19 protein-coding genes and 1 pseudogene are annotated in these 24,366 nt (G+C 58.7%); 7 read left to right on the top strand and 13 right to left on the bottom strand.

What is annotated here, in order from left to right; genetic code table 11:
• Positions 1–6: 6 nt before the first annotated feature.
• The 3 genes from pstA to QPL94_RS04295 all read right to left on the bottom strand — a co-directional run bounded on the left by pstA (position 7) and on the right by QPL94_RS04295 (position 3,872).
• On the bottom strand, positions 7–1,284 hold the full coding sequence (pstA, locus tag QPL94_RS04305) for a phosphate ABC transporter permease PstA (RefSeq protein WP_285355752.1): 1,278 nt from the start codon (positions 1,282–1,284) through the stop codon (positions 7–9).
• Positions 1,277–2,665 (bottom strand): phosphate ABC transporter permease subunit PstC, encoded by a 1,389-nt coding sequence (pstC, locus tag QPL94_RS04300; protein ID WP_285355751.1) that lies wholly within the window; start codon positions 2,663–2,665, stop codon positions 1,277–1,279. The genes pstA and pstC overlap by 8 nt, the downstream gene beginning before the upstream one ends.
• A gap of 148 nt (positions 2,666–2,813) precedes the next feature.
• Positions 2,814–3,872, bottom strand: a complete 1,059-nt coding sequence (locus QPL94_RS04295; protein ID WP_285355749.1) for a substrate-binding domain-containing protein — start codon at positions 3,870–3,872, stop codon at positions 2,814–2,816.
• 194 nt (positions 3,873–4,066) lie between these two features.
• Here QPL94_RS04295 and QPL94_RS04290 point away from each other — a divergent pair, with 194 nt between their 5' ends.
• The gene (locus QPL94_RS04290; RefSeq protein WP_285355747.1) at positions 4,067–4,471 is read left to right on the top strand and encodes an acyl-CoA thioesterase; all 405 of its coding nucleotides are present in this window, start codon (positions 4,067–4,069) and stop codon (positions 4,469–4,471) included.
• 12 nt (positions 4,472–4,483) lie between these two features.
• Positions 4,484–5,458: an arsenic resistance protein gene (locus QPL94_RS04285; RefSeq protein WP_285355745.1), complete on the top strand. Its 975-nt coding sequence runs from the start codon at positions 4,484–4,486 to the stop codon at positions 5,456–5,458.
• Here QPL94_RS04285 and QPL94_RS04280 read toward each other — a convergent pair.
• The 4 genes from QPL94_RS04280 to QPL94_RS04265 all read right to left on the bottom strand — a co-directional run bounded on the left by QPL94_RS04280 (position 5,452) and on the right by QPL94_RS04265 (position 11,571).
• Entirely contained in the window at positions 5,452–6,453 is a 1,002-nt protein-coding gene (locus QPL94_RS04280; protein WP_285355744.1) for a dihydroorotate dehydrogenase-like protein, read from the bottom strand. The genes QPL94_RS04285 and QPL94_RS04280 overlap by 7 nt on opposite strands.
• Positions 6,446–10,039 carry a pyruvate:ferredoxin (flavodoxin) oxidoreductase gene (gene nifJ / locus QPL94_RS04275; protein ID WP_285355742.1) on the bottom strand — a complete coding sequence of 1,198 codons (3,594 nt, stop codon included), beginning with the start codon at positions 10,037–10,039 and terminating at the stop codon, positions 6,446–6,448. The genes QPL94_RS04280 and nifJ overlap by 8 nt, the downstream gene beginning before the upstream one ends.
• Before the next feature lie 139 nt (positions 10,040–10,178).
• Positions 10,179–10,976 (bottom strand): ABC transporter permease, encoded by a 798-nt coding sequence (locus QPL94_RS04270; RefSeq protein WP_285355740.1) that lies wholly within the window; start codon positions 10,974–10,976, stop codon positions 10,179–10,181.
• Positions 10,963–11,571: an ABC transporter ATP-binding protein gene (locus tag QPL94_RS04265; protein ID WP_285355738.1), complete on the bottom strand. Its 609-nt coding sequence runs from the start codon at positions 11,569–11,571 to the stop codon at positions 10,963–10,965. The genes QPL94_RS04270 and QPL94_RS04265 overlap by 14 nt, the downstream gene beginning before the upstream one ends.
• Before the next feature lie 88 nt (positions 11,572–11,659).
• On the opposite strand from QPL94_RS04265, the gene QPL94_RS04260 reads away from it, so the two are divergent.
• A complete protein-coding gene (locus QPL94_RS04260) occupies positions 11,660–12,286 on the top strand; it encodes a porin family protein (protein ID WP_285355736.1) in 627 nt (208 codons plus the stop codon).
• A gap of 7 nt (positions 12,287–12,293) precedes the next feature.
• Here the strand turns inward: QPL94_RS04260 and arsJ are convergent, their stop codons facing one another.
• Genes arsJ through QPL94_RS04245 form a run of 3 tightly spaced genes read right to left on the bottom strand, consistent with a single transcriptional unit; the run spans position 12,294 to position 15,306 of the window.
• A complete protein-coding gene (gene arsJ, locus QPL94_RS04255; RefSeq protein ID WP_285355734.1) occupies positions 12,294–13,487 on the bottom strand; it encodes an organoarsenical effux MFS transporter ArsJ in 1,194 nt (397 codons plus the stop codon).
• Position 13,488: 1 nt separating this feature from the next.
• Complete coding sequence (locus QPL94_RS04250; protein ID WP_285355732.1) at positions 13,489–14,493, bottom strand: ArsJ-associated glyceraldehyde-3-phosphate dehydrogenase; 1,005 nt, start codon at positions 14,491–14,493, stop codon at positions 13,489–13,491.
• Positions 14,494–14,541: 48 nt separating this feature from the next.
• Positions 14,542–15,306 carry a metalloregulator ArsR/SmtB family transcription factor gene (locus QPL94_RS04245; RefSeq protein ID WP_285355730.1) on the bottom strand — a complete coding sequence of 255 codons (765 nt, stop codon included), beginning with the start codon at positions 15,304–15,306 and terminating at the stop codon, positions 14,542–14,544.
• Between the two features lie 232 nt (positions 15,307–15,538).
• On the opposite strand from QPL94_RS04245, the pseudogene QPL94_RS04240 reads away from it, so the two are divergent.
• The 3 genes and pseudogenes from QPL94_RS04240 to corA form a co-directional block, all read left to right on the top strand.
• Positions 15,539–15,616: pseudogene (locus QPL94_RS04240) on the top strand (arsenical resistance protein ArsH); the annotation flags it as partial.
• Positions 15,617–15,626: 10 nt separating this feature from the next.
• Positions 15,627–16,697, top strand: a complete 1,071-nt coding sequence (gene arsB / locus QPL94_RS04235; protein ID WP_285355729.1) for an ACR3 family arsenite efflux transporter — start codon at positions 15,627–15,629, stop codon at positions 16,695–16,697.
• Positions 16,698–16,788: 91 nt separating this feature from the next.
• Positions 16,789–17,742: a magnesium/cobalt transporter CorA gene (gene corA / locus QPL94_RS04230; RefSeq protein ID WP_285355728.1), complete on the top strand. Its 954-nt coding sequence runs from the start codon at positions 16,789–16,791 to the stop codon at positions 17,740–17,742.
• 42 nt (positions 17,743–17,784) lie between these two features.
• Here the strand turns inward: corA and uvrD are convergent, their stop codons facing one another.
• The gene (gene uvrD / locus QPL94_RS04225) at positions 17,785–19,950 is read right to left on the bottom strand and encodes a DNA helicase II (RefSeq protein ID WP_285355727.1); all 2,166 of its coding nucleotides are present in this window, start codon (positions 19,948–19,950) and stop codon (positions 17,785–17,787) included.
• Between the two features lie 239 nt (positions 19,951–20,189).
• On the bottom strand, positions 20,190–21,641 hold the full coding sequence (locus QPL94_RS04220; RefSeq protein ID WP_285355726.1) for an NAD-dependent succinate-semialdehyde dehydrogenase: 1,452 nt from the start codon (positions 21,639–21,641) through the stop codon (positions 20,190–20,192).
• A 160-nt stretch (positions 21,642–21,801) separates the two neighbouring features.
• On the opposite strand from QPL94_RS04220, the gene QPL94_RS04215 reads away from it, so the two are divergent.
• A complete protein-coding gene (locus tag QPL94_RS04215; protein ID WP_285355725.1) occupies positions 21,802–22,815 on the top strand; it encodes a histone deacetylase family protein in 1,014 nt (337 codons plus the stop codon).
• Between the two features lie 4 nt (positions 22,816–22,819).
• Here the strand turns inward: QPL94_RS04215 and thiI are convergent, their stop codons facing one another.
• Entirely contained in the window at positions 22,820–24,274 is a 1,455-nt protein-coding gene (gene thiI / locus QPL94_RS04210; protein ID WP_285355724.1) for a tRNA uracil 4-sulfurtransferase ThiI, read from the bottom strand.
• Between the last annotated feature and the right edge of the window lie 92 nt (positions 24,275–24,366).

Genomic DNA, 24,366 nt, shown 5'->3' with positions numbered 1-24,366 from the left:
TTCTCCTTACCAGCGACGCTCAAGCCGCTTGCGCAGCCAGATCGCCAGTGCGTTCATACTGATCATGAAGGTGAGCAGCACCATAATGGCGGCGGATGCCAGCTCGACAAAACCCTGCTCGGAGCTGCTTGCCCACAGGTATATCTGTACCGGCAGTACGGTGGCTGAATCAAAAAAGCCGCCCGGTACGTCCACGATAAAGGCCACCATGCCGATCAATAGCAACGGTGCCGTCTCCCCCAGGGCCTGGGCCATACCGATGATGGAACCGGTCAGCATGCCGGGCATCGCCAGGGGTATCACGTGATGGAGCACCACCTGCATCTTGGAGGCACCGACACCTTCGGCCGCCTCACGTATAGAGGGCGGCACGCTCTTGATGGCCGCGCGGCTGGAAATGATGATCGTTGGCAGCGTCATCAGTGCCAATACCATGCCGCCCACCACGGGCACTGACCGCGGCATGCCGAACAGACCAATGAAGACCGCAAGGCCCAGCAGACCGAAGATGATCGATGGCACTGCGGCCAGGTTGTTGATATTGACCTCGATGAAATCGGTGATCTTGTTCTGGGGCGCGAATTCTTCCAGATACACTGCGGCCGCAATGCCCACTGGAAACGAGATCGCCAGGGTCACCAGCATGGTCAGCAGGGAGCCGACTATCGCACCAAGAACGCCAGCATTGGCAGGCTCCCTGGAGTCGCCTCGACTGAACAGCACGTCGTTAAAGCTGGTATCGATAATCCCTTTCTCCAACAATTCATCCACCCAGCGTTGTTGCTGCTCGGACAGCTTAATGCTGTACCGGGGATTCCCCGCGTGTTTGACGTATACCGACACCCGGTCATGGGCCGGGAACTCGATTGTCTGGGTGGTATCAAGAAGGTCCGGATTCTTTATCAAAAGGTCGCGAATCTCACTGGATGCATAAGTCCCGAGGAAGCCGCCCAGGGCACGCTTATCCGCAGCGCCTTCTGCTTCCGGAATCTGCTCTTGCAATGCAGCAATAATAGGCGCAGTGAAATCTGCCATAGACCGCTGATCTTCGTCGGTCGGATCATCCAGGTACATCATTTCGGAATCGAGGGTTACATTCAGGGTTATAGTGGTTTTTATGAACCCTGTATGTCCCTTACCGATAATATCGGCAAACAGGATTACCAGGGACGCGAGGGCGATGAAAATTGCCAGAATTCCGTACAGGCGAAATCTACGTTCCTTGCGGTACCGGCGTTTCAGCGAGTTGCGGACTATCTCCGCCTGAGAACGTTGATCACTCATACTGTTCCCTATATTTGCGTACGATCTTGAGGGCAACCACGTTGAGCAGCAGCGTCACTATGAACAACAACATACCCAATGCAAAGGCAGACAGGGTCTTGGCGCTGTCAAACTCCTGATCACCCACCAGCAATGTTGCAATCTGAACGGTTACTGTCGTTACCGACTCCAACGGATTGGCCGTCAGGTTGGCTGCCAGTCCTGCCGCCATCACCACGATCATGGTTTCGCCAATGGCGCGGGATGCTGCCAACAGGATACCGCCGATGATTCCGGGCAGGGCCGCCGGAAAAATCACCTTCTTCATGGTTTCGGACTGTGTTGCACCGAGCGCCAGGGATCCATCTCTCATGGTCTGAGGTACCGCATTGATCACGTCATCCGACAACGAAGACACAAATGGCACGATCATGATTCCCATCACCAGGCCGGCGGCAAGTGCGCTCTGTGAAGAGGCTTCCAGCCCCACTATTTGAGCAAGATCACGGATAAACGGGGCTACCGTCAAAGCGGCAAAAAAACCGTAAACCACGGTGGGGATGCCCGCGAGCATCTCCAGTATCGGCTTCACCGTTGAGCGCATCCGTTTGCTGGCATACTCGGACAGGTAAATGGCAGAAAGCAGGCCGACAGGCACGGCAACCAGCAAAGCAATGGCGGAAATCAACAGGGTGCCGGTAAATAGCGGGATAACGCCAAAGGCACCGTCGGAACCTACCTGATCGGCACGCAAGGCGGTCTGAGGGCTCCAGGTGGTGCCAAACAGGAACTCGGTAATCGGCACTCGGCCGAAGAAACGTACGGTCTCCAGAATCACCGAGAATACGATGCCCGCTGTGGTCAACACTGCCAATGCGGCGCATACAAAGAAAATTCTGCGCAACGTTGTTTCTACGTTTTTCCGGGCGTTGATATGGGGCGCGACTCGGGTCCACGCAAACGTGCCCCCTAATACTGCGATCAGTATCACCAGCGCAGCCTTGAAGTTTTCGCTCTTGCTTTCCATCGCTTCCAGTAGCGACGCTGCCCCGGCAATATGCTCGGGCACAAATTCAGGATTGAGCTTACCTGCTGCAACGTTGCTGATTTGCGAGAGTATCAGGCTGGCCTGCCCTGCAGATTCGGGCCAGGTATCCTGAGGCAGCGATGCGATCACGATGCCCTGAATAACTTTGCCTTCGAAACCGGCCCAGGCTGCCAGCACAATCAATGCGGGAATCGCACACCAGAGTGCTGCTCGTGCCGCATAATAGAAAGGAAGTGCCTTGAGATTCCGGATGCCGCCCAGCGGCGCCGCCACAGCCCTGGACCGCATGTACGCGAGGCCATAGGCAACCACGGCGAGAACCAGAACCAGGGGCAGAAGATTAGCCGTCTGCATATCAGTCTCTGTTTTGATGGCTTTGAGTTAACTGGACGTCTATTTTGCCAGCTTGCCGCGCAAAAATATTCATACTAAAGCAATAAAGGAACGCGAGCCTTCAGCCCGCGTTCCTTATCAGTCATCCCTGACACTGACTGATGAAGCCTTACAGCTCGTTACCAGTCATCGGCTCCAGATCTTTTACTCTCTTAGCCGTTGCCATACGCTGGTTACGCGGGAGTGGGATCAGCCCTACATCAACCAGATAGCCATTGTCGCCCCAGGCGCCTTCGCTGGTAAACTCGGCAATGTATTCCTTTATTCCCGGGACCACACCCACGTGAGCGTTCTTGACGTAGAACCAAAGTGAACGGGCGACCGGGTATTTATCGCTGGAAATATTCTCCGGAGTCGGCTCAACACCGTTTACAGTCGCGGCCTGGATCTGGCCTGAGTTTTCCATCAGGAAGCTGTAACCGAAGATACCCAGTGTTTCCGGATCCTGTGCCAGGCGCTGCACAATCAGGTTGTCGTTTTCGCCAGCTTCAATGAACGGACCGTCTTCACGCATGCTGTGACACACGCTCTTGAACTTGTCTTCGTTCGCGTCTTCCATCTGTGCAATCATGTCGAACTGTTTGCAGCCGCTCTCCATGGCGAGCTCAACAAATGCGTCGCGAGTACCTGAAGTCGGAGGAGGACCCATTACGCTGATTTCATAATCCGGCAAGCTGGAGTCGATGTCACTCCAGTTCATGTAAGGGTTGGCGACCAGTTCGTCACCACCGTCCGGGTTCGGCACATCTTTGGCGAGGGCAAGGAAAACCTGCTCCAGGGTCAGATCAAGCTTTTCCGCATCCTTGGAGTTGGCCATGACAATACCATCAGCGCCGATACGTACCTCGGTGATTTCCTTGACGCCGTTGGCCTGGCAGTTGTCAAACTCACTCTTCTTCATGCGACGTGAAGCATTGGTGATGTCCGGGTGCTGGGTACCAACACCTTCACAGAACAGCTTCAGCCCGCCGCCGGAGCCTGTGGATTCCAGCTTCGGAGTCGGGAAGTCGGTGTTACGACCAAAACGCTCGGCTACTACAGTAGCAAACGGATAAACGGTAGAGGATCCGACAATGTTGATGGTGTCGCGAGCCATGGCCGGAGTTGACACGGCGGCGATGCTGCCTGCCAGTGCCAGAGTTGTAAGGGCTGTTTTAAGTTTGATCACGTTGAGTCTCCATTTGTCACTTTGACTTTTATGTCGGGTTTGCTTCACCGATGTGTGAACGATAAAGGCACTCTGTGACAACTTTGTTACAACACCTGCAATATAGAACAGGTCGTTCAATTTTTCTTGCAGACCCCGCAAAGGCCGCTACCATGCGTGGTACTAAAACAATTCCAGACCAGAAAGGTTAATTCATGACCGCGCTCGATGACGACAAACCCATGCCCCGGGGTGAACTGATAATCCAGATAATCCCCCTGCCCTCCGACACCAACCCCAACGGTGATGTGTTCGCCGGCTGGCTGGTCAAACAGATGGACATTGCCGCCGCCACCATGGCGGGGCGAATCTCCCAGGGCCGCAACGCCACGGTTGCCATGGATCGAATGGAGTTCCTGTCACCGCTGCGGGTTGGTTCCCAGGTTGGTTGTTACGGAGAGTTGGTCGAAGTGGGCCGCAGCTCAATGAAGATCAACATTGAAGTCTGGACCCTGGACCGCACGGCACAAGCGCCTCGCAAGGTAACGGAGGGGCTCTTTGTGTATGTGGCCATTGATGAACACGGCCGTATTCGCGAAGTACCGTCACAAAACGGCTGAGTCAGCGCCATAATGAAAGATTCGCTGGAGCGCCATCAGGTCTGGCTTTATCTGGCGGCAATCATCTTCGGCATGGTGACCGGCTGGTTTTGGCCAGCGGTCACAGTGACCTTTGAGACCCTGCTCTGGCCGGTGCTCGGGGTGCTCCTGTATACCACCTTTACCCAGGTGCCACTGACCCACCTGGCTGCCGCTTTCCGCGACAGGCGGTTCAATACCGCCCTGGTCTTGGGCAACTTTCTTATCATGCCCGCCATCGTGTGGCTGCTGCTGTTCATTGCGCCTGCAGACCCTGCCATCCGGCTTGGCATTCTGCTGGTCCTGCTGGTGCCCTGCACAGACTGGTTTATCAGCTTTACCCATCTGGGCGGCGGTGACGGCGCCCGGGCCATTGCCGCCAGTCCGATCCTGCTGGTTCTGCAGATCCTGACATTACCGATCTATCTCTGGCTGTTTCTCGGAGACGACATGGTCAGCACCAACCTGACCGGGCATTTTGTGCCGGTGTTTTTCGGGCTGATCCTGACCCCGTTGCTACTGGCCTGGCTGACAGAGAAAGCCGGTGAACAAAGGCCAGCCTTTACAGGTTATATCCGGGCCCTTGGCTGGCTGCCGGTGCCGGTCCTGGCTCTGGTGGTGTTCATGATTGCAGCATCACAGATCACCCTGGTCATGCAGACCGGGCGCATGCTGCCCCAGTTGCTGGTGATTTTTTCGCTCTATCTGGTGGCCGCTGCACTGGTCGGCAAAGTGCTGAGCAGGAGCTTCCATTTACCGGGCGCACAAGGGCGAACCCTGGCGTTCAGCTTCGGCACCCGCAACTCCTTCGTGGTGCTGCCTTTTGCCATCGCATTACCAGAGTCATGGGCGCCGGCGGTGGTGGTGATTGTATTCCAGTCGTTGGTGGAATTGTTCGGGATGACAGCCTACCTGAAATGGTTACCGCGCTTGATCAGCAAACCCGACCAATCGATTTCAGCTCACTGAGACGATTGCCAGCCATGCAACAGGCGGGCGTAATTCAATCGCTCCCAGGTCTGGGCATTGGGTGCATTCTCCAGTGACAGGGCGCCGCGCGCTTCGGTGAGGGTGGTATAGCCCATGGTCGACAGGCGCTGGTTCAGTTCGTCGGTGATTCTGGCCAGCGCCGTTGGCCCCTCGCCCAACAGCGCCGACACCACTTGCACCACCGTTGCGCCGGACAGGATGGCTTTGGCAGCATCATCGCCGCTGTGAACGCCGCCGGAGGCCGCCATTTCCAGCGTGGTACGGTTGAACAGCATCGCCAGTCCGTGCAGCCTCAGGGGCAGTTCGGCACTGGTGGACAGCACCACTTCCCGGCTCAGCTCCAGTTCCTCAAGATCCATATCCGGCTGATAGAAGCGGTTGAACAGCACCAGCCCCCGGGCCCCCGCAGCTTCCACGCCTGCCACAAAAGCAGGTAACGCGGAATAGAAGGGCGACAGTTTGACGCTGACCGGGATGGTGACCTGCTCCACCACCGAGCGCACCACCTCAAGCTGGCGCTGTTCCAGGGAAACGGCCGTGTCGGACGGGTCGGTGGTCAGATCGTAAAGATTGAGCTCGATGGCCGCCGCACCGGCCTCTTCCAGCTCCCGGGCATGCTGGGTCCAGCCACCAGGGGAAATGCCGTTGAGCGACGCAATCACCGGCACATCCAGCGCGGTTTGCAGAAGTCCCAGACGTTTGAGGTAGCTGCTGGAGCCCATTTCAAACACTTCGGATTCCGGGAAGAAGGAGCGCGCCTCCGCATCGGTATTGATTCGGGAATCAATAAACCGATGGGCGGCCATCTGCTCCGCGACCAGCTGTTCCTCGAACAGTGAATGCATCACGATGGCACCGGCGCCGGCCTCTACACAGGCTTTGAGTGCGTCCAGATCATCGGTCAGCGGGCTGGCGCCAACCACCAGGGGCGATCTCAGGTCCAGCCCGAGCCACCGGGTTGTCAGGTCAGTCATGATGGTCTGCTCCCTTGGCCGGATCGGCAGGTGATTCATGGGGCTCAAAGTGGATACCCGCCAGCTGCATATACAGCTCCCGCTGCTCCGTTGCCGCGTCACTGGCTGCGCTCGCCAGCTGCTCGTAGCGCTGTGGATCCCGCAACTCCAGCATGCGGAAGCGAGCTTCCTCCTGCATGTAGGTTTTCATGGGCACTTTCTGGCGCACGGAGTCCAGTTGCAGGGGCGGCAGGCCCTGGTGGATCCGGCGGGGGTCGAATCGATAGATCGGCCAGGCCCAGCTGTCCACTGCCCGCTTCTGTTGCGCCGGGGAATGCACCAGGTCATAGCCATGGGCAATGCAGGGGCTGTGGGCAATGATCAGCGCCGGACCGTCAAAGTTTTCGGCTTCCTGCAGGGCTTTGGTGGTCTGGTTGCTGTGGGACTGCATGGCAATCTGGGCGACGTAAACGTGGCCATAACTCATGGCCAGCAGGCCAAGGTCTTTCTTGCGGGTTTCCTTGCCGGCGGCAGCAAACTTGGCAATCGCTCCCATGGGCGTGGCCTTGGACTGCTGACCGCCGGTGTTGGAATACACTTCCGTATCCAGCACCAGCAGTTTTATGTTCTGGCCCGAGGCCAGGGCATGGTCCAGGCCGCCATAGCCGATGTCATAGGCCCAGCCGTCACCGCCAATCACCCACACGCTCTTGGGGCACAGCTCATCGGCCAGGCTGGCCAGCTCCCGCGCTTCGGGTCCTTGCTGGTCCGACAGCCAGTCACGCAGCCGTTCCACCGCCTGACGCCTTGTCATCATGGCCGTCTCATCCAGGGTCGCACAGGGGCTGGTCAGATCGAGGTATAGCTCCGGAGGAAGCTTATCTTTCATGTCCTCCAACAACTGCCGGGCCCGGCCCACCAGTTTGTTCAGCCCCATCCGCATGCCCAGACCCAGTTCAGCAGCGTCTTCAAACAGCGAGTTGTTCCAGGTCGGCCCTCGCCCATCTGCATTCACCGTGTAAGGCGTAGTGGGGAGGTTGCCGCCATAGATGGAGGAACAGCCGGTGGCATTGGCAATCAGCAGCCGGTCCCCCAGTAACTGGGTGAGCAGCCGAATGTAAGGCGTCTCGCCACAGCCGGCGCAGGCGCCGGAATACTCGAACAGGGGAATCAGCAGCGGCAGCGACTTGAAGTCCCGGGGAATGCGGTCCCGGGGCACATCCGGCAAGCTACGCAGGAACGCCAGATTCTCCGCCTCCACTTCCCGATGTTCCTCCAGTGGCCTCATGTTGATCGCCTTGCGCTTGGGCTGGCTGCGGTCCTTGGCGGGGCACACCTCCACACACAAACCGCAACCGGTGCAGTCTTCCGGCGCCACCTGAATCCGGTAATCCAGCCCTTCCAGTTCCCGGGTGTGGGTTTCGGGTACCGCCTCGAAGGTATCCGGGGCCCCCTTGGCCGCTTCCGGTTCGAAGACCTTGCTGGTAATCGCAGTATGTGGGCAGATCATTGCGCAGAAGTTGCACTGCACGCAAAGGTCAGATTCCCAGATCGGGATTTCCAGGGCGATACTTCGCTTTTCATACTGGCTGGTGCCGGTGGGCCAGGTACCGTCCGGCGGAAAGGCGCTGACTGGAAGCTTTTCACCCTGGCCGTCCATCAGCAGGCGGGTGACCTTCTGGACGAAGTCCGGCGCGTCCTCAGGGACTCTTGGCGGACGACTACGGGTCGCCGTTACCTCGCCCGGCACCGTCACTTCGTGCAGGTTCGCCAGGGCGGAATCCACCGCCTCCACATTGCGGCGAACTACCTCCGGCCCGCGACGGCCCCAGGTCTGGCGTATTGACTCCTTGATGTGGGCAATGGCCTCGTCACGGGGCAGGATGTCAGCCAGGGCGAAGAAACACACCTGCATGACGGTGTTGATACGTCGCTCCAGACCGGCCCTCTCTGCCACCTCGGCGGCATCAATCACAAACAGGTGGGCCTTGCGCTCGACCAATACCCGCTGGGCTTCCACGGATAACCGGTCCCATACCTGATCCGGTGGCCAGGGTACGTTGAGCAACACCGTGGCGCCCGGGGCCGCATGTTCCAGAACATCAAACCGTTCCAGGAACTGTGGCGCATGGACGGCTACAAACTGGGCCTGGCGAATCTGGTAACTGGAGCGGATCGGCAGTGGGCCGAAGCGCAAATGCGATACGGTGGTGGCGCCGGATTTTTTGGAATCGTAGACAAAATGGCCCTGGGCAAACAGGTCCGTGCCCTCGCCGAGGATCTTGATGCTGGATTTGTTGCTGCTGACCGTACCGTCGGCGCCGAGACCAAAGAACAGCGCCCTGCGGGTTTTCGGTGATTCGATATCCAGTTCGCTGTTGACGTCCAGTGACAGGTGCGTCACATCATCGCGAACCCCGACGGTAAAGCGGGTTTTCGGTGACGGCTCGTCTAACTGGTCAAAGACCGCACAGACCATGGCCGGGGTGAACTCCCGGGAGGACAAGCCGTAGCGCCCGCCGATCACCCGGGGCAACACTTGCCGGTCGCCCCTGCTATAAGCCTCCATCAGTGCGCCGCTGACTTCCAGCAATAGCGGCTCACCCTGGGCTCCGGGCTCCTTGGTCCGGTCCAGCACCGCCAGGTGTTTCACGGTATCCGGCAGCGCTTGCAGGAAGCGGTCACCTGCGAAGGGCCGGAACAGGCGCACCTTGAGGACGCCGACCTTTTGCCCCTGCTCCATCAGCCATTCCACGGTTTCATGGGCGCACTCAGCGCCCGAACCCATCAGAATAACCACTCGCTCGGCTTCCGGATGGCCGACGTAATCGAACAGCTGGTACTGGCGCCCGGTGATATCGCCAAACCGCGCCATGACGGCTTCCAATCGCTCCGGAAACGCCTGATAAAATGGATTGGTGGCTTCCCGGGACTGGAAGAAGGCATCCGGGTTCTGGGAAGTGCCCCTTATCACCGGCCGGTCAGGCGTCATCCTGCGGTTACGGTGTGCTTCCACCCCATCGTGGGACACCAGTGCCTGCAAGTCCTCGTCGCTCAGCGCCACAATCTTGTCGATTTCGTGGGAAGTGCGGAAGCCATCGAAGAAGTGCATGACCGGTATCCGGCTTTCCAGGGTCACCGCATGGCCTATGGCGGCGAGGTCCTGGGCTTCCTGCACCGAGCCCGAGGCCAGCAGGGCAAAGCCGGTACCCCGGGCGCTCATTACATCGGAGTGGTCACAGAAAATAGACAAGGCATGAGTGGCCACACTGCGGGCAGCAACGTGCATGCAGAACGGCGAGAGCTCGCCGGCGATCTTGAACAGGTTGGGCAGCATCAACAGCAGCCCCTGGGAGGCGGTAAACGTGGTCACCAGCGAACCCGACTGCAGTGCACCATGCATGGCCCCGGCCGCACCGGCTTCGGACTGCATTTCCACCACGCCCGGCACCTGGCCCCAGAGATTGGGCTTGCCCTGGGCAGCCCAGTCATCCGCGTGCTCACCCATCACCGACGCCGGGGTAATCGGGTAGATGGCAATGGTTTCACTCAATCGATAGGCCACTGAGGCCACGGCTTCATTGCCATCCAGGGTCTGGAACACCATTACCACCCCTCCATGTCAAAACCTGCCAGAGTCGTCAGGCTCCGTTCAGTCTAGGCGGGGCTTTTGGCAGCCGCAAGCGGATGTCAACGCACCGGTGCGCCTGCCAACCCGGCCCGAAAGTTCCTGACCGATCGCTGGCTCAAGACTTTACCAGCCGGTCCAGACGCAAGCGCTCACGATCATCAAACAGCCTGCGGCCACCCCAGGAGACCGCCATCACTGCACCAAAACCGGTGGCTGCCGTAATAATGAGCATCACCAGGATCTGGTATTTCACGGCCACCGCAGGCGGGCTGCCCGCCAGAATCTGGCCGGTCATCATGCCCGGCAGGCTGACAATACCGGCCGCCGCCATGGCATTGATCGAGGGCATCATACCGCTGCGCATGGCGTCCCTGCGGATATCTTCCAGCGCCTGCTGCCAGGTCTGCCCCAGCATCAGCCGGTTCTCGATCACGCCTCTTTGTCGCCAGACCGATTCATTGAGCCGGTCCAGAGCCAGGCTGACGCCTGTCATGGTGTTGCCAAGCATCATGCCCAGCAAGGGGATGGCATATTGGGGGGCATACCAGGGGTCGGGTCCAATCACCACGGTCAGGGCCAGAACCGTGACCGTGAACGACGACACCAACATGGCACCGGTGCCAATACCGAAAGCCCACCAGCCCTGCAAACGCCGACCCTGGCGTGCCACCACCTCACGGCCCGCGATCAGCAGCATCACCACCGCCATCAGGGCAATCCAGTAAAACGCAGAGGACGCAAACAGGGCTTCAAGTACCAACCCGATCAGCGCCAACTGGAGTACCGTGCGGATGGCGGCAATCAGCAGGCTGCGGGTAATCCCAAGCCGGGCAATGTATCCGGATACACCCAACGCCAGCACCAGCAGGGCCGCCAACCCCAGTTTCCACCAGGCAAGGTCAATCACTTCCATGGACAGGCTCCAGTCTGGTCCCGTGAATCCGGTAGTGGGCATCTGCCACACGATGAATCTGGCCGGGGTCATGGGCCACCCAAAGGGTAGCGATATGCCGCCGCCGAATCTCCTCAAGCAACCAGGTTTCCAGGGTTTCCGTGCTGCTGCCATCCAGATTGGCAGTCGGTTCATCCAGCAAAAGGGCCTCCGGCTGGAGAGAAAGCGCCCGCCAGAGGGCCAACCGCTGACGCTCGCCGGAGGACAGCCGACTGACCGACCAGCCCATCACCTCGGACGGAAAGCCCAGAGCCGACGGCAGTCGCGAACCGGCATCCTCTGGAAAGTGCCCTCCCACCTCATCAAACCACCACTGACTGTCTGCCGGCACCATCACCACCCGGCTCCGCCACTGGTGGGCAGGCGTGTCCTGCTGACGGGTCGCCCCCAGAGAAATGCCGCCACCATGAGGCTCCAGATCGGCCACTGCCCTCAGCAGGCGACTTTTACCACTGCCGGAGGGGCCGGACAGGCAAACGACCTGCCCGGCAGGCACCACCAGTGATACCTCACTCAGGGTGCCAACACTGACGTTTTCCAGTAGAAGTTCTGTCAAAATAGGTTCACCAGGGCCTGCGGAATCCATAATGGTGACACCATTGCACAGGATTTTGCCAGCAACCAGCCACACAGAGCAGGTATGTATGCACTTCCGAACCCTCACAGCGGTCCTGTTTGCCCTTACCCTGCCAGCGTCGCCGGCGGTGGCAGAGGTTGGTTTGTCGCCGTTTGCAGGCTTTCGTATGAGCAGTTCGGTGGATATCGAGACGGCCGCTGCCAGCGCCGACGATCAGATCCATTTCCGGGATTCCCCGAGCCAGGGGCTGGCACTCAATTTTGACCTGGCCGAACCTGGCAAGCAGGGGGAAGTTTACTTCAGCCGGCAAAGCACCTCTGCCAGGCTTGACAACGTCCTGTTCACCCCGGGCATCAGGTCCATTGATCTTACGATTTACCAACTCCAGTTCGGAGGGCTCTATTTTCCGGGTGGAAACAGCTACGGAGGGTTTGTCTCCGGCGTGCTGGGCGTTACCCGCCTGGAGCCGGAGGACTCGAGATACGATAACCACCACCGGGCAGCACTGTCGCTCGGTGGCGGCTATCAGTTTTTCCTGACCGAACAACTGCGCCTGAGGCTGGATCTTCGCGGCATTTACACCGCCCTGAACTCGGGAGGCTCGGTGTTCTGCTCCGGCGGATGCGAGTTCAGGTTGCGCAGCAACGGCTACTTGCAGGTGGAAGCCGGCGCAGGATTGGTCATGCGGTTCTGACGCCGGCTCACGCCACTGCGTGCCGCCTCTCGGGCAATAACAAAGACAGTAGCGATGCCATGGCCACCAATGCCGATGATATCCACAGACAGGCTTCCAGCCCGTAGGCCTGGTAGACCCAGCCGGAGAGAATGGTGCCAAGAAGCCGGCCGGCAGCATTGGACATGTAGTAGAAGCCCACATCCAGGGAAACGCCATCACCCCGGGCATAGCTGACGATCAGATAGCTGTGGAGAGAGGAGTTGATCGCAAACAGCACACCAAACAGCAGTAATCCACCCACAACCACCATCTGTGGCGGCCCGCCTGCCATCAGGCCACCGGCAATGGCCGCAGGAACCACCGCCAGCGCTGCCGCCCAGAGCACAGCGGGTTGCTTGCCTTCCATATTGCCGGTAATACGCGGCGCAATGGTCTGAATAAAACCGTAGCCAATGATCCAGGTGGCCATGAAGCCGCCCACTTTCCAGAAATCCCAGCCAAACACCGTGTGCAGATACACCGGCAGCGCCACCACAAACCACACATCCCGGGCGCCGAAAAGGAACATTCGTGCCGCTGAGAGCACATTGATGGCCCGGCTCTTCGACAGGATCTCACTGAACTTCGGTTTGGCCTTGCTCTTGCCCAGTTCCTGCTTGAGCAGGAACAGGCTCGCCAGCCAGACCACGGCGAGGGCAACAGCCATAATAATGACCGCGCCCGTGAAGCCGGCGGCCATCAGCAGGACGCCGCCAAGGAAGAAACCTACGCCCTTGAGGGTGTTCTTGGAGCCGGTCAGGATTGCCACCCACTTATAGAGTGTGCCCTGCTGCTCATCAGGCACCAGCAACTTGATGCCGCTCTTGGCGGACATCTTGTTCAGGTCCTTGGCAATGCCGGACATCGCCTGGGCCGCCATCACCCAGGGCACGGTGAGCATCGCCGCGGGCACCGCCAGCATGGCCAGCGCCACGATCTGCAGGAACAGCCCGATATTCATGGTGCGGTTCAGGCCCATGCGGGCACCCAGGTAGCCGCCCACCAGGTTGGTCACCACTCCGAAGAACTCGTAAAAGATGAACAACAGGGCAATTTCCAGCGGTGAGTAACCCAGCTGGTGGAAATGCAGCACTACCAGCATCCGCAGGGCCCCATCCGTGAGGGTGAAGGCCCAATAGTTGCCGGTAATGACCAGGTACTGTCGGATGGCGGCGGTCATATCAGGCAGAGCCTACCCTTCGCGCCAGCTCAACGGTGCGGTTGGCATAGCCCCATTCGTTATCGTACCAGGCGTAGATTTTCACCTGGGTGCCGTTGACCACGATTGTGGACAGGGCATCGACGACGGACGAACGCGGGTCTGTCTTGTAATCGATGGACACCAGCGGGCGCTCTTCGTAGCCCATAATGTCTTTCAGCTCGCCCTCGGCGGCTTCTTTCAACAGCTGATTTACGGTATCCCGATCCGTGGGTGTTTCCACTTCAAACACGCAATCGGTCAGAGAAGCGTTGGTCAACGGCACTCGCACCGCGTGGCCATCCAGCCGCCCTTTCAGTTCCGGGAAGATCTCGATGATTGCCGTCGCAGAACCGGTGCTGGTCGGAATCAGTGAACTGCCACAGGCCCGTGCCCGGCGTAGATCCTTGTGGGGTGCATCGATGATGACCTGGGAGTTGGTCAGGCTGTGAATTGTAGTAATCGAGCCATGCTTGATGCCCAGTTTTTCGTGGATGACCTTCACCACCGGTGCCAGGCAGTTGGTGGTGCAGGAAGCGGCAGTAACGATGCGGTCGTTGGCCGGATCAAAAATGTCGTCGTTCACGCCGATGACGATGTTCTTCGCACCTGCTTCTTTGACCGGGGCGGTGACAACCACCCGCTTCACGCCCTGGTCCAGATAATCCTGCAGAACCGCCACTTTCTTGTTCACACCGCTGGCTTCGATCACCAGGTCACAGCCCGACCAGTCGGTCTCTCCGATGGCCTTGTTGTGGGTTACGTGAATGCGCTGACCCCCGATAACAATATCGTCGCCATCGGGACTGGCCTCATGGTCCCAGTGGCCATGTACGCTGTCGAAATTCAAAAGGTGCGCCAGGGTACGGGCATCTGCACCCGGATCGTTGATGGCTACGAATTCCATTTCCGGCCATCCCCACGCAGCCCTAAGGGCCAGGCGGCCGATGCGACCAAAACCGTTTATTCCTACCTTGATCTTGCTCATCTCTGTTGCTCCTGAATAAGGTCTTCACGCTTTCCAGTCAAACTGCCTTCACAGTAAACGTACAACAGGTCGGTCGGTCATGGCACGCAGCCGTTTCATCTCCTGTTCTACCAGTGTGTTGTTACTTTCCGAAGTCTCATCCAGCACTCTGATTAACCATTGCGGCATCTGGGTGTGGAGAAAATAATAGATCCATTGGCCCTGGCGCTCCGTTTCCAGGAGTCCCGCTTCTTTCAGGTTCGCCAGGTGCCGGCTCACTTTGGGCTGGGAGGAATCAAGTGCTGTGGTCAGTTCATACACACAGAGTTTTTTCTGGTCGCGAATCAGCATCAGGATCGCCAGCCGCAACTCATCCCCAAGGGAACGAAAAACAGAGACCGGGTTGTATTCCAGTGGCTTCAGGCCGGTTTCCTTCTGATGCACCAGGGTGAACAGGCCAATACGCTCCTTGAGCTCTTTGAGCGTCAGTGCAAAGGTGGCGTGTCGCTCAGTCAACACGGGATCGGGAAAATCCCAGGCAATCTGCTGGGCCGGCTGACAGACGGCGCCACACTCATCGGCGGCTTTCTCGCACAGGGTAATCACGTAATCCCAACGTTCATCCTGCATATCCGCCAGCTGCTTACTGTGCAACCCTTCAACGGCAATACCTGACTCCTGTAAAACCTGCAGTGCCATGGGGTGTGGCCTGGTCGGCTCGGTGCCGGCACTCGCCACGTCAAAGCGATCCCCCGCCATATGCTTGAGCAGGGCTTCTGCCATGAGGGACCGGGCGCTGTTAGCCGTACAGACGAATAAAACGCGACGCTTCATATTCGTTTATCCATATATATTTATTTGTGGATATATGATTATCTGGATATTAAAATGGTGTAGCGACAAAGTAAACCCTTCACAAAATCGCCGGCATCTTTTCGGCAGGTTATTCGTCGACCAGACAGCTATGCTTCACAACTCGATCCATTTCCATGAATTCTGCGGGGTGAAATAAAGAGTGCTATGAGTTACCCAGACCTTCCAAACGTTGACCGGGCGCTGTTTTCCGCATCTGACGGACCGCTATTCCGAGCGGGTGGAAAGCGCCGAGGAAGTATCAAAACGTGTCAATCAGCGATCCATGTGAGAGGCAGGCCATGACCAGCAATGCAGAAAGCACTTCAAATGAAGACACCAGCGGCGGCATGGATCTTTTCGGCAAGTACCTGTCGGTCTGGGTGGCCCTGGCCATCGTTGCCGGCGTGGCCGTGGGACAGTTTGCGCCCGTGGTGCCGGAGACCCTGTCGCGCTTTGAGTATGCCCAGGTGTCCATTCCCATTGCGATTCTGATCTGGGCCATGATCTTCCCGATGATGGCCCAGATTGATTTCAGTGCCGTCCTGGGCGTGAGAAAAGAACCGAAAGGCCTGGCCATCACCACCATCGTGAACTGGCTGATCAAGCCGTTCACCATGTTCGCCATTGCCTGGTTTTTCCTGATGGTAGTGTTCGAACCGTTGATCGCCCCACAATTGGCAAGCGAATACCTCGCTGGCGCTATCCTGCTTGGTGCTGCACCCTGTACCGCCATGGTCTTTGTCTGGAGCTATCTGACCAAAGGCGATGCGGCCTACACACTGGTGCAGGTGTCGCTGAATGACATCATCATGCTGTTTGCCTTCGCACCGATTGTCGTCTTCCTGCTGGGCATTTCCGACATCCAGGTGCCCTGGGATACCGTGCTTCTGTCCGTAGTCCTTTACATCGTCATCCCGCTAACTGCCGGCTACCTGACGCGCCGCACCCTGATCTCGCGCCACGGTCAGCAATGGTATGACGACGTCTTCATGAAGCGACTCAGCCCGGTTACCCCGGCGGCGCTGATCGTCACTCTCGTGCTGCTGTTCGCCTTCCAGGGTGAAGTGATTCTGAACAATCCCCTGCACATCCTGCTGATCGCCGTGCCGTTGATCGTTCAGACCTTCCTGATCTTCTTCCTGGCCTACGGCTGGGCGAGACTGTGGAAAGTACGCCATTGCATTGCGGCACCCGGCGCCATGATCGGTGCCAGCAACTTCTTCGAACTGGCCGTCGCCGCCGCCATCGCTCTGTTCGGCCTACAATCCGGCGCAGCTCTGGCAACGGTGGTTGGCGTGCTGGTGGAAGTTCCCCTGATGCTGGTATTGGTGCGCATCGCCAACAAGACCCGGGACCGGTTCCCGGCCTGAGGGCCACGGGGGCAACGGAGCCCGCTCCCCCGCAAGCTCCTGATGAGCTAGGCTCCTTAATGAGGCCACTCAGACTGTTTGGAGCACACGCATGCTTAGGTTCTTCAGGATCGTGGATGGTTTGATCAAGGAAATGGGCAGTTCCGCAGAGGACCCGGCAACCCGGGTAAAACAGGCGGACTGGATCGACGCCTGCGAACCCGACGAAAAGGAACGACAGATACTCCAGGAATTGCTGAAAACCGATATCCCGGAGTTCGATGACGTGGAGGAGATCGAGGCGTCAGCGCGCTGCTTTGTCGATCAGGCCGGCGTGCACGTGCACTCCCTTTTTCTCAACCTGGCGGAAGGACGTCACAATACGGTATCTGTCGCGTTCATACTGCAGCGGAACCGCCTGATTACCATCCGCGAAAGCGAGCTTGCGGACTTCCGGTTACTCAGAATGCGTGCGCGCCGTGAACAGGTCGAGGCCCGGGATGTGGCCGAAATGCTGGTCACACTGCTGGAACAGAAGGTTGAGAACCACGCCGACGGGCTTGAGGATCTGCACCGGCAGCTAGAGGAAGTCAGCTACCTGGTGCTTGAGGATGAAGAGGCCGAGCTGGACGAGGCCATCAATCGCCTCGCCAGGCTCGAAGACAGCAACGGCAAGACCCGTCTGTGCCTGATGGATACCCAGCGCAATATCTCGTTTCTGTTACGTCACTTGCGCAAGGACAGCGAGCAACGGGAGACGCTCCGGGAAATCAATCGCGATATCGAAACCCTGATGTCCCACACCACGTTCCTGTTTGACAAGATCAACTTCCTGATGGACTCTACCCAGGGTTTCATCAACATCGAGCAGAACCAGATCATCAAGACCTTTTCGATTGCCGCGGTGGTTTTCCTGCCACCGACACTGATAGCCAGCATTTACGGCATGAACTTCGAGCACATGCCGGAACTGGAGTGGCTATTGGGTTATCCGGGGGCAATTGCCCTGATGGTATCCGCCGGGTTTGCGCCTTACTGGTACTTCAAGCGCAAGGGTTGGCTCTGAGTCTGAAATAACCGTAGGCTGCACCTGTGCCTGCACCAAAAATCAGCAGGCCTCCAAAGGCGCATAGGCCAGCACCAGCCACTTCGCACCCTCATCAAAATTCACCTGCACCCGGGTGTGGTGGCCACTGCCCTCGCTGTTCATCACGATACCCTCGCCGAACTTGGGGTGGCGCACCCGCTGCCCCAGGCTGAAACCCGCCTCCTCCATGGGGGCGGAATCGAACAGGCCTTCGTTGGGCCGGGATACCATGGCCGGGCGAGTGACGGTGTTGCGCAGTCGCACTTCCTGGATGCAGTCGCCGGGGATCTCGCGGACGAAGCGGGACAGGGCGTGGAATTTTTCCTGGCCGTACAAGCGGCGGGATTCGGCGTAAGTAAGCACCAGCTTTTTCATGGCCCGTGTAATACCCACGTAGGCTAGGCGGCGCTCCTCTTCCATTCGCCCCGGTTCTTCCAGTGACATGCTGTGGGGGAAAAGACCCTCCTCTACGCCCGCCAGGAACACCAGCGGGAATTCCAGGCCCTTGGCGGAGTGCAGGGTCATCAACTGTACACAGTCTTCGTTGACCTCTGCTTGTGCCTCGCCGGCGTCCAGCGCTGCCTGGGCGATAAATTCGGACAACGGATCAACGCCCTCCTCCGCTTCGAAGTCCGACAGGGCGCTCACCAGTTCGTCCAGGTTCTCTGCCCGCGCCTGACCTTTCTCGCCCTTTTCGTTGGCGTGGTAATCTCTGAGCCCGCTCAGCTCCAGGGTTTTCTTCATCAGCCCGTGCAGGGAGGCGTCGTCCACCATCTCCGTCAGGGTTTCGATAATGCCCATAAAGGTTTGCAGGCCCGTCTTGGCGCGACCTTTGACCTGGCCCGCTTCCAGCAGCCGTTCGGCAGACTCCCACAGGGAGATACTGCGTTCGGTGGCATAGGCACGCATATCAGCAAGACTTTTCGCACCGATACCCCGGGCCGGGATGTTCACCACCCGCTCGAATGCCGCGTCATCCCGGCGATAATGCACCAGGCGCAGGTAGGCGATCGCGTTGCGGATTTCCTGGCGGTCGTAGAATCGCAGGCCACCGTAGACCCGGTAGGGAATGCCCTGACGGATCAGGGATTCCTCCAGCACCCGGGACTGGGCGTTGGAACGGTACAGAATAGCGGACTCGCTGCGCAGGTTGCCCTCGCTGACCCAGGTGCTGATGGTGTCGGCGATGTAGTTGGCCTCATCCTGCTCATTGAAGGCGGCGTAAAGGTTGATAGGTTCTCCGTCCGGGCCATCGGTCCAGAGTTCCTTGCCCAGCCGGCCCTGGTTATTGGCAATCACGGCGTTGGCCGCTTTCAGGATCAGTTGCGTGGACCGGTAGTTCTGCTCCAGCCGCACCAGCCGGGCATTGGGGAAGTCCCGCTGGTACTCCTGGATGTTTTCGACCTTGGCACCGCGCCAGCCATAGATTGACTGGTCGTCGTCCCCCACCACCGTCATCGGTACCCGGTTACCGGCCAGTAGCCTTAGCCAGGCGTATTGAATGGTGTTGGTGTCCTGAAACTCGTCCACCAGGATCTGCTGGAAACGACTCTGGTAATGGCTCAACAGTTCCGGGCGGTGGAGCCACAGCTCGTGGGAGCGCAACAACAGCTCGCCGAAGTCCACCAGCCCACCCAGGTTGCAGAGCTTCTCGTACTGGCGGTAAACCGTGAGCATGGTGGACGTGAATTGATCGCCAGCGTTTTCCTGGATGTGCTCCGCACGCAGCCCCTCGTCTTTCTGGCCGTTGATGAACCACTGAGCCTGTTTTGGCGGCCAGCGACTCTCGTCGATCTGCATCTCACGCATTACCCGCTTGATCAGGCGCAGCTGGTCATCGCTGTCCAGCACCTGGAAATTCTCCGGCAGGCCGGCGTCCCGGTAATGGGCCCGCAGCAACCGATGGGCAATGCCGTGAAAGGTGCCAAACCACAGTCCGCGGGCAGGGATGTTCATCATCTGCTCGATGCGATAACGCATCTCCTTCGCCGCCTTGTTGGTGAAGGTCACCGCCAGGATGCCTGTGGGCGGCACCTTGTCCACCTGCATCAGCCAGGCAATCCGGTGAACCAGTACCCGGGTCTTGCCGCTGCCCGCACCCGCCAGCACCAGCAAATGGTCATTCTGGGCCGTAACAGCCTCGCGCTGGGCGTCGTTGAGGGCGTCGATTATGTGGGAGACATCCATAGAGATCCGGTCGCTACTGGTTAAATGAACAGGAGTTGGATTATAACAGGAGAAAACAGGGATTTCTGTCGGGCCCGGGTCAGCCCTGTTTCTGGGGGGAAACGCACGAGGGTGGGCCCCTGTTCAGGACACGCTACGAGCACATCCATGTGCGCTTGAGTGTGGCCATCCCTGGCCACACACAGTCCTGAACAGGGGCCCACCCCCGAGCTTATCGCGCTGCAGAGAAAGCTTATCTGTTAAAAGCCCCTGGGCACTGTTTGTGCTTCTACAAATTCAAACAACCCTTCCAGGCCGCCTTCGCGGCCGATGCCGGAGGCCTTCATGCCACCGAACGGCGCTTCCGGTGTGGGGCCGGTGCCGGTATTCCAGCCGCAATGGCCAAAACGTAGCCCGGCAGCCACCCGCTGGGCGCGTTCCGCGTCTGCGGTGAACACATAGGATGCCAGACCGAATTCAGTGTCGTTACCGGCTTCTATGACTTCCTCTTCGGTACGGAACAGGGCCATGGGCACCAGTGGACCAAAGGTCTCTTCGCGATAACACTCCATATCCCGATTAACACCGGTGATCACCGTTGGCGGAAAGAAAAGACCATCGCCCAGTTCCTTCGGCTGTTTACCGGCAACGAGACCAGCGCCTTTCTCGAGCGCATCTTCAAGGTGGCGTCTGACTTTGTCGAAGCCGGCCTTGTTGATCAGCGGGCCGAGATCCACATCGCCGTTGATGCCGTCACCCACCGTCATCTTGTTCACTCGCTCGGCGAGTTTCTCACCAAAGGCATCGGCCACTTTCTCGTGGACGAAAATCCGGTTGGCGCAGACACAGGTCTGGCCACCGCCACGGAACTTGTTGGCTATCAGGTTATCGGCAGCGGCATCCAGGTCGGCATCGTCAAAGACGATATAGGGCGCGTTACCGCCAAGCTCCAGCGCCAGCTTCTTCACCTGGTCTGCCGTGTCCAGAATCAGCTTGCGACCCACTTCCGTGGAACCGGTAAAGCTGAGCATGGGGACGTCGGGGCTCTCGCAGAGCACCTTGCCGATCACGCTGGCCTTGCCCATCACCAGGTTCACCATGCCATCGGGCAGGTCCACATGCTTGTCCATCAGGCTGAACAGGGCAATCATCGTCAGCGGTGTTTCGCTGGCCGGCTTGATCACCGAGGGGCAACCCGCCGCCAGCGCAGCGGACAGCTTCTTGGCAATCATCCCGATAGGGAAGTTCCAGGGCGTAATCAGACCGGTAACGCCAATGGGGCGATAATGCACGGTCCAGGTACAATCCTTAGGCTTCTCTGTCAGGGTGTGGGCATCCAGCGCCTGGATATGTTTGGAGCAGTAGTCAAAGAAACCGGCGGCATAGTCCACTTCGCCCTGTGCTTCCTTGAGGGGTTTGCCGTGTTCCATGCACAGGATGCGGCCCACTTCTTCTTTGTTGGCCTTGAGAGCGTCGCGGATATCTTCCAGCCACTTGCGCCGGGTTTCGATGCTGTACGGGCTGGTCAGGCGAAGTGCCGATTTGCCGGCTTCAACGGCATCCTTCACCTCGCTTTCCGACATCGACGCCACACTGGCAATCACCTTGCCCGTGGCCGGGTTGTAGACATCGAAGGTGTTACCGTCCGGGGATTCAGTCCAGCGACCGCCGACATAGCCAGTCAGCTTGGGAAGCAATGGTGACTCGATCATCTCGGCTCCTTTTCAAAATGTATACATTCGGGTTTGCGTCAGTGTGATATGTCTCTCATAGTGGATGCAGAAACCGCTACTGTAAAGTCAGACAAAGGTGTTTTGACCCACACCCGCAGGCGCCTATACTCGAACAATGTCATTATCAGGAGGCCGGAATATGAAGGCGTTTTTTCATCCCTCACAGGATCAGCATCTTCCCAAGACGTACTTTACCCGAGGCCAGATGCGCCAGCCCCAGGAAGTACCCGATCGTACCGGACAAATGCTGGAGGGGCTGAAAGCCATGGGTATCCCGGTGCTGCAGCCGGCGGATCAGGGCGCAGGAGCGATTTCGAAGGTTCACGACCTGAGCTATCTGCGCTTTCTGGAGTCTGCACACCGGCGCTGGTCAGAAATGGAGGACTGGGGTGACGAGGTCATGTCCAACATCTTTGTACGCTCCCCGAACGCCCTGAAAGGCATCCTTGCTGAAGCTGCTCGCTACCAGGCGGATGGCAGCTGCCCGATCGGCGCGAATACCTGGGCTGCCGCCTACTGGTCCGCCCAGACGGCTCTCGGTGCCGCCGATGCCCTGATTGCCGGTGAACGCACTGCCTATGCAGTCTGCCGCCCACCGGGGCATCATGCCCGCAAGGACGCAGCCGGCGGCTTCTGCTACCTCAATAACGCAGCCATTGCTGCAGAACACATGAAAACCCGCTTCCCCCGGATCGCAATACTGGATACCGACATGCACCACGGCCAGGGCATCCAGGAAATCTTCTACGACCGCAGCGATGTCCTTTACGTCTCCATTCACGGCGACCCCACCAATTTCTACCCGGTGGTCAGCGGTTACGAGGATGAACGTGGCGAAGGCGAAGGCTTCGGTTACAACATTAACCTGCCCATGCCCCACGGCTCGTCAGAGGATGACTTCTTCGTAAAACTGGAGGAGGCACTGGCCGCCATTCGCCTGTTCCAGCCAGACGCGCTGATACTTCCTCTGGGGTTCGACATCTATCACAACGATCCCCAGGCCAAAGTGTCAGTCTCCTCGGAAGGGTTCTGCCGTCTGGCTACCCATATCCGTCAGACCGGCCTGCCTACACTGGTTGTGCAGGAAGGCGGCTATGATCTGGAAACCCTGAGCGAGAACGTGCAGCAGTTCTTCAAGGGGCTGGAAGGCTAAGCGGTCAATGCGCGGGGGCGTACACCTTGATGTTGGTGTGGCCCTCGGCTTTCAGGTTACAGGCGTGCATCCGGCTCATGGTACCGCGGTCGCAATACAGCAGGTACTGCCTGTCGGCCGGAAGCGACGGGATGCGCTCGCTCAGCTCGTAGAAGGGAATTTCCACCACCTGGTTGCTGGTGAGGTGCAACGGTGACTGCTCGCCTTCCGAGGGATGGCGAACATCAATAATGATGTCGTTCACATCCGGCGTATGCACCAGTTCCACCTCTTCCGGGGTCTGCGTGGTTTCCAGCAGACGGTTGACCGGCGTATCCTGGCGGCTTGCAATGGCCTGCTCCAGCACCTGTGCATCCATGGCGGCTTCATCCTCCTCAACACGATGAAGCTTTGCCCGGGTTGCCGGTTTGCGGGAGATCACACCACAGTATTCCGGCATGGTGCGGGCGAAGGGCTCGGTGCCGATTTCCCGTGCGATGTTGATAATGGCTTCCTTGTCCATGGAAATCAGCGGGCGCAACACCACCTCACTACTGGCCCTATCCACTACATTGAGGTTTGACAGGGTCTGGCTGGAAACCTGTGCCACTGCATCGCCGGTCACCAGGCCAGAGGCGTTGTTAATGGCCGCAATTTCCGAGGCTGCCTTCAGCATCTGGCGCTTGAGCACCACACCCCAGTGGCGCTGATTGACCGACCGCATGATCTCTTCCACCACCCCTTCAAAGGGCACGGAAATGAACTTGGCACCATGCGAGGCACCATAGCGGTCCCAGATATAGTGGACCACCTGACGCACACCAACTTCGTGAGCCGGGCCACCCAGCCTGAAAAACAGGAAATGGGACCTGAGCCCACGGCGCATCATCAGGTAGGCCGCCACGGAAGAGTCGTATCCACCGGAAACCAGTGTCATCACGGTTTCTACGGCCCCTAAAGGATAGCCGCCGGCACCACGGTGTTTGCGGTGAGCGATGTGATAGTTGTCATCCTGGATTTCAATACGCACCTCAACCTCGGGCTTGCCCAGGTCAACCCCTTTAGGCGCTGAGGCCGCGAAAAGCGCTGCGCCAACAAATCGCTCGAGATCGATGGACCGGAACGAATGGTTTCCATGGCGGCGAACCCGGACCGCAAAGGTCTTGCCCTGGATGCGTTCGGAAAAGGCTGCAACGGCCTTTTCCGCCACGTCTTCCATGCTCACCCATGGAAAGATACCGATCTCCTGGATGGTGGAAATGCCGGGGATGCGCTGGAGTTCTTCGATAACCGGGCCCGCCAGGCCACGCCCATCGGGAATATCCACATCCACCCTGTCCCAGGCTCCCTCCACATGGATGTCATTATCAAGGCGCGTGAGCAGCTTGCGAATATTCTGGCGCAGGTGCCGCATCTGCTGTCTGCGAACGGGTTTGCTCTTGATGGCCACTTCAGGGGCGGGACGAATAAGAAGTTTCATAAATCGGACGTCTGTCGGGTAGCGTAATTACGTTAAAGTGCTTAGTGTAACGGTTTCACTGCATGCCTCAAAATCAGGCATTCCCGAAGCTG

The organism is Marinobacter sp. SS13-12, assembly GCF_030227115.1.
Lineage (GTDB): Bacteria > Pseudomonadota > Gammaproteobacteria > Pseudomonadales > Oleiphilaceae > Marinobacter.
Note: the sequence above shows the minus strand (reverse complement) of the source record. Positions and strands in the feature narration are given on the sequence as shown.

Coding starts and splice junctions, on each gene's coding strand:
- pstA (WP_285355752.1), bottom strand. CDS start 1,284: ATGAGTGATCAACGTTCTCAGGCGGAGATAGTCCGCAACTCGCTGAAA.
- pstC (WP_285355751.1), bottom strand. CDS start 2,665: ATGCAGACGGCTAATCTTCTGCCCCTGGTTCTGGTTCTCGCCGTGGTT.
- QPL94_RS04290 (WP_285355747.1), top strand. CDS start 4,067: ATGACCGCGCTCGATGACGACAAACCCATGCCCCGGGGTGAACTGATA.
- QPL94_RS04285 (WP_285355745.1), top strand. CDS start 4,484: ATGAAAGATTCGCTGGAGCGCCATCAGGTCTGGCTTTATCTGGCGGCA.
- QPL94_RS04280 (WP_285355744.1), bottom strand. CDS start 6,453: ATGACTGACCTGACAACCCGGTGGCTCGGGCTGGACCTGAGATCGCCC.
- nifJ (WP_285355742.1), bottom strand. CDS start 10,039: ATGGTGTTCCAGACCCTGGATGGCAATGAAGCCGTGGCCTCAGTGGCC.
- QPL94_RS04270 (WP_285355740.1), bottom strand. CDS start 10,976: ATGGAAGTGATTGACCTTGCCTGGTGGAAACTGGGGTTGGCGGCCCTG.
- QPL94_RS04260 (WP_285355736.1), top strand. CDS start 11,660: ATGCACTTCCGAACCCTCACAGCGGTCCTGTTTGCCCTTACCCTGCCA.
- arsJ (WP_285355734.1), bottom strand. CDS start 13,487: ATGACCGCCGCCATCCGACAGTACCTGGTCATTACCGGCAACTATTGG.
- QPL94_RS04250 (WP_285355732.1), bottom strand. CDS start 14,493: ATGAGCAAGATCAAGGTAGGAATAAACGGTTTTGGTCGCATCGGCCGC.
- QPL94_RS04245 (WP_285355730.1), bottom strand. CDS start 15,306: ATGAAGCGTCGCGTTTTATTCGTCTGTACGGCTAACAGCGCCCGGTCC.
- arsB (WP_285355729.1), top strand. CDS start 15,627: ATGACCAGCAATGCAGAAAGCACTTCAAATGAAGACACCAGCGGCGGC.
- corA (WP_285355728.1), top strand. CDS start 16,789: ATGCTTAGGTTCTTCAGGATCGTGGATGGTTTGATCAAGGAAATGGGC.
- uvrD (WP_285355727.1), bottom strand. CDS start 19,950: ATGGATGTCTCCCACATAATCGACGCCCTCAACGACGCCCAGCGCGAG.
- QPL94_RS04220 (WP_285355726.1), bottom strand. CDS start 21,641: ATGATCGAGTCACCATTGCTTCCCAAGCTGACTGGCTATGTCGGCGGT.
- QPL94_RS04215 (WP_285355725.1), top strand. CDS start 21,802: ATGAAGGCGTTTTTTCATCCCTCACAGGATCAGCATCTTCCCAAGACG.
- thiI (WP_285355724.1), bottom strand. CDS start 24,274: ATGAAACTTCTTATTCGTCCCGCCCCTGAAGTGGCCATCAAGAGCAAA.